1 protein-coding gene is annotated in these 240 nt (G+C 50.4%); it reads left to right on the forward strand.

Annotated features, from left to right (window positions below; all coding sequences use genetic code 11):
* Nucleotides 1-240, forward strand: a 240-nt coding sequence (locus Q4563_RS22245) for a hypothetical protein (RefSeq protein WP_303606089.1), incomplete at both ends; no start/stop codon positions are given.

Here is a 240-nt window from a genome sequence, read left to right on the forward strand (position 1 = left end):
CTTCCAGGGGCTGCTGGATTACCTCGAGGATTACAAACAAAGCCGCTTCCTGATCCGTGCTGATGACGTTCTCGACACTCAGGCCGTTGCACATTTTATCGAGAACAATCCCCACCCGCTGGCAAGCTATATTCGCGAACAGTTACCGCACGATGTGCATCAGGAACTGACCGAAGGCCTGAAAAAGGAAAAATCCAAAGGTGCCCTGAAGCAATCCATTGCCTCTGCCCTGAATATTAT

This window comes from Gilvimarinus sp. 1_MG-2023, assembly GCF_030548285.1.